The following is a 4,438-nucleotide window of genomic DNA, read 5'->3' as shown; positions in this document are numbered from 1 at the left end:
CCCGGGAGGCGCATGGGTCGCGGGGCCTGCGCCTGAACCGGCGGGGTCGCGCGGCGAAAGCGAGGGGACGGCCGCCGGGGCCGCCGACGATGCGGCGGACGGCGGCGCGGCGGTCGCGCCCGGCCCGAGGGGCGACCCCGCGGGAGCCGGCGCGGACGCGGAGCCCGGCGCGGAAGTCTGCCCGAAAGCCGGCGCGGACGCTGAGCCCGGCGCGGAAGGCGAGCCAGAAGCCGGCCCGGAAGCGGGATCGTCGCTCGAAGGGCGATTGGACGAAGGACCCGCGAAGGCCTTGGCGGATGGGCCCGCGGGAACGGTCGCGGCGGGGGCCGAGGGAGCGGCCTGCCCGGCGTGCGCGACGGCCACGTGGATGCCGACGCGCGCGAGATCGTCCCGCGTGAGCACGAACGGCAGCTCGGGGAGGCCCGCGAGCGCCTGGACGATGATGCCGGGGGCGGGAGCGCCGGGCGCGCCGAGCGCGGCGGCGAGCTCGGGCGCGACGACGGTGCCGCGCGCGGCCAGGAAGCGGAGAAGCTCCTTCATCGCCCTCGGGCCGACAAAAGGCTCGCCACTTAAGACCCTTGGGGGCCGCCACCGGTGGAACGTGTCGGGCGCGCGGCGCCCGCGCCATTGGAGAAACGATAAATATCGCGCAGGCGAACGGGAACGGAAGGTCCCGCATGGGTTTCGCGTCGCGCCGATGGCGGCAACTCGAGGCGTTCCGCGAATACGTGTTCGCCATCGCGCTCGTGAGCGTCGTCGTGGGCGGCATCTACGCCTATTCCGGCACGTGGCCGCCCATGGTCGTCATCGAGTCGGGATCGATGATGCACCCCGACAAGAACGTGCAGTACGGTCGCGTCGGAACCATCGACCCGGGGGACCTCGTGCTCGTGCAGCGCGCGCCTGATCCTTCGCACGTCGCGCTCTGGACGAGCCAGAGGGATCGGACCTACGGCGACTTCGGCGACGTCATCGTGTACCAGGTGAACGGGGACCCCCGGTCGACGCCGATCATCCACCGCGCGATCGCCTGGGTCGAAGTGACGGGGGAGCTGCGCGACGACGGTCGCGATTCCCGCTCGTATTCGGTCCGCTGGATCGACGGCGAGGTGTTCTCGTTCGGATCCGAGGGCATCTACATGCCCGAGCTCAAGATCAGCGAGGTCGCCGGCTTCTCGCGGAGCAACGGCTACAAGCCGCTCCATTCGGGCTTCATCACGTGGGGCGACAACCGCGTGACGAATCCGGCCCCGGACCAGGTGGCCCGCATCAGCCCGCAGCCGGTCCACCCGAACTGGGTGCAGGGCAAGGCGCGCGGCGAGCTGCCGTGGTTCGGGCTCATCCGCCTCTCGTTCGGGGACAAGATCAACCAATACAACCCCGCCTGGATCCGCATGCCGTTCACGAACGCCTACGCGCCGGCCGATCTGTGGACGATGCTCTTCATCTCCATCGGCCTCATCGTGGCCGCGCCGCTCGCCTACGACGTGTTCCGCGGCTATCGCCGCCGAGAGCGGCTCCTTGCCGGAGAGCCGCCCGACGAGGCGTCCGCAAGACGCGCGGAGGCCGAGGCGCCGAGGACGCTTCTTCTTACGCTCCTCACGGCGGGCGGGTACGCCGCGCTCTGGGCCTACCGGGCCGCGGCGCGGCGCAGGATGTTCGGCGAGCGCGTAGGACCGCCCGCGACGGGCTCGGGCAGCACATGGGGCCGCGCCAGCGTGCGGACCCCCGAAGCATCGAGCGCCACGGACGCGCGGGAGCCGACCGGCGCGACGGCGCGACACCCGGCACATGCGGCGGCTCGCCAGCCGGAAGAGCCGGCGCAGGCCTCCGCGCAACGCGCAGGACAGACGATGACCCGGGGCGGCGCTCGAGGCCGCGCGGACGACCGGAGCCCGGGGGCCGTACGAAGCACGGCGGCGGACCGGAAGGAGGACGCGCGTCGTGCCCTCGCGACGATGGGCGCGCGACTCCGTGGCGAGCACGGAGCGTCCCTGTCGCCCGCAATGGCCGCGCTCCTCTTCTTCCCTGGACTCCTGCTGGGGCTTCCGGCAGTCTATGGCGTCTACCGCCTGACCGCCGATGCCCGACGGGTGGCGGGCCACGTCAGCCGACGGACGCCGGGGCGCGTGGCGAGCGTGTTCGCCGCGATCCTCGCGCTCGCGATCCTGCTTTTTGTCGCGGGCCATCTCGTGCTTCCCGGCGGCGTCGCGCTCGTCGCGGGCCTCGCGGCGGGCCTCGCGGCGGTCGCGTACGCGGTGCACGTCGTCGGCGACACGCACGACGACGTCGCCGTGGCCGCCTTGCGCGCCGCGCGCGGGCCGGGCGCGCTCAGTTGAAGGGGAGCCGCGCCTGCCGGTTCGGACGGAACTCGACCACGCCGTCGAGGAGCGGATCCTCGCGCAGCACGGCCTTCGTCTCGTCCTTCGGCACGGACATCTGGATCTCCTTCGTGCGCCCGTACCGGCCCTTGGAGATGACGCGCGCCTGGAGGATGCCGAGCATGTCCAGCTCGCTGATGAGGTCCGTGACGCGGCGCTGCGTCAGGACGTCCACGTGGGCCCGCTCGCACAGCTCGCGGTAGGTGTCGTACACTTCGCCCGTCGTGAGCGCGGCCGAGCCCTCCTCCATCTCCTCGTTGAGGATGGTGGCGAGGAGCACGAGCTTGCTCTGCGTCGGGAGCGTGCGGACGACCTCGGTCACGCGGTCGAGCTCGATCTTGTTCTGGGCCTTGCGGACGAAGCGCTCGCCGATCGAGCGGACGCCTTCGCGTTCGGCCAGTTCCGCCGACACGCGGAGGAGGTCGAGCGCGCGGCGCGCGTCGCCGTGCTCCTGGGCGGCGAGGGCCGCGCAGAGCGGGATGACGGCGCCCTCGAGGACGCCATCCTTGAACGCCATGCCGGCCCGCTGGTGCAGGATGTCCTGCAGCTGCTCGGCATCGTAGGGCGGGAAGATGATCTCCTCCTCGCCGAGGCTGGATTTGACGCGCGGGTCGAGGAACTCGGTGAACTTGAGATCGTTCGAGATGCCGATGACGGACACCTTCGCGCGCTTGAGCTCGTCGTTGATGCGCGAGAGATTGTAGAGGACGTCGTCGCCCGACTTGAAAACGAGCTTGTCGATCTCGTCGAGGATGATGACGGTCGCGCCGTCGCGCTCGTCGATCTTGTCGCGGAGCTTGGCGTAGACCTCGTCCGTGGGCCAGCCCGTGAACGGGATCCGATCGTTCCAGTCGTGGATGAAATGATTGGCAATGTGCGTCAAGACGCGGTACTGCGTGTCAACGACTTCGCAATTGATGTAGATGAAATTGACAACCTTGTCTTTCTCGCGGCCGGTCCGGATCAGCTCCTTGCCGACGTACTTCGTGACGGCCGTCTTGCCCGTGCCTGTCTTCCCGTAGATGAAGACGTTCGAGGGCGTCTCCCCCCTGAGCGCGGCCACGAGGATCGCGGCGAGCTGGTTGACCTGCACGGATCGGTGAGGGAGGTCCTCCGGCGTGTAGCTCGGCCGCAGAACCTCCTTGTTTTTGAACATCGGCTCCGCTCGCAGGAGCGTATCGAATAGCCCATCCTTCGTCAAAGTACTCCTCCCTGGTGCCTTGCCCGCCTGTTGCCCCCGATGCGCGGGCCCCGCCATGTCCGACCACGCGGCGCCCGAGCTGAGCCACATAGCAGCTTGATCCCCGCGCGCCCGTGTGCCTCACCAGCCCCGCTTCCCCCGGAAGCGAAGCGCGCAGGTGTTTCAGCGGAAGCAGAAGAACGCGACGACTCGCTTAAAACTTTCGAGCGAACGAGTTGCGTGCTACCGCGCGTGCGTCGAGGTGACGTGTATCGGACGGAAACGGATTCCGAATCGTGGAGATGTTCACCGAAAAATTGGGGGTCCGTGCGGCGACGCCGACCGCATACGGTCTCGGCGATGCGCTCTCGTCAGTCCGCGGTCACGGAGGAGCCCGAGAGGAAGCCGAAGACGAACCGCAAAGGAAGCCGAAGAGGAAGCCTGAGAAGAAGTCGAAGAGGAACCGCGGAGGAAGCCCGAGGGCAACCGGAGAGGAAACCCGAGAGGAAGCCCACGAGGAACCGGAGAGGAACCGCAGAGGAAACCGAAGAGGATACCCAAGAGGAAGCCCAAGAGGAACCGTAGGTCGAGAGACCGACGCGCGCGCGCCGGCCGGGGCGGGATGCGCGACGTTCATGTTGTCCCTCGTGTGTCGAGGCTTGATGGAAGCGAGCCCACCCGGCGATGCGGCGCCGATCCTCCTGTTGTCGTTCGAGGACGGCGCGAGGAGCGCGCTTGCGACGCGTCTGGGGCGGGCGGGCCTCGCGTTCGAGGCCGTGGAGCCGACGTGGTCCCGCGTCCAGGCCGCGACGGCCGCGCGCGAGGCGGCCGTGGGCGGGAAGGCCGTGGGCGGGAAGGCCGTGGGCGGGAAGGCCGT

The 4,438-nt window shown here is 69.7% G+C and carries 4 protein-coding genes; 2 read left to right on the top strand and 2 right to left on the bottom strand.

Annotation, left to right across the window (positions count from 1 at the left end; genetic code table 11):
• A partial coding sequence (locus VM889_04055) for a hypothetical protein (protein HVL47711.1) occupies nt 1-540 on the bottom strand: 540 nt, incomplete at its 3' end.
• Nucleotides 541-677: 137 nt separating this feature from the next.
• Between VM889_04055 and VM889_04050 the strand changes: the two genes are divergently transcribed.
• A complete protein-coding gene (locus VM889_04050) occupies nt 678-2,339 on the top strand; it encodes a S26 family signal peptidase (protein ID HVL47710.1) in 1,662 nt (553 codons plus the stop codon).
• Here VM889_04050 and VM889_04045 read toward each other — a convergent pair.
• Nucleotides 2,332-3,639, bottom strand: coding sequence for an ORC1-type DNA replication protein (locus tag VM889_04045; protein ID HVL47709.1), 1,308 nt, complete (start codon nt 3,637-3,639; stop codon nt 2,332-2,334). The genes VM889_04050 and VM889_04045 overlap by 8 nt on opposite strands.
• Nucleotides 3,640-4,223: 584 nt before the next feature.
• On the opposite strand from VM889_04045, the gene VM889_04040 reads away from it, so the two are divergent.
• On the top strand, nt 4,224-4,438 hold a 215-nt coding region (locus VM889_04040), incomplete at its 3' end, for a hypothetical protein (protein HVL47708.1).

This window comes from Candidatus Thermoplasmatota archaeon, from assembly GCA_035540375.1.
GTDB lineage: Archaea > Thermoplasmatota > SW-10-69-26 > JACQPN01 > JAJPHT01 > DATLGO01.
This window is presented reverse-complemented; position numbering and strand designations above follow the sequence as displayed.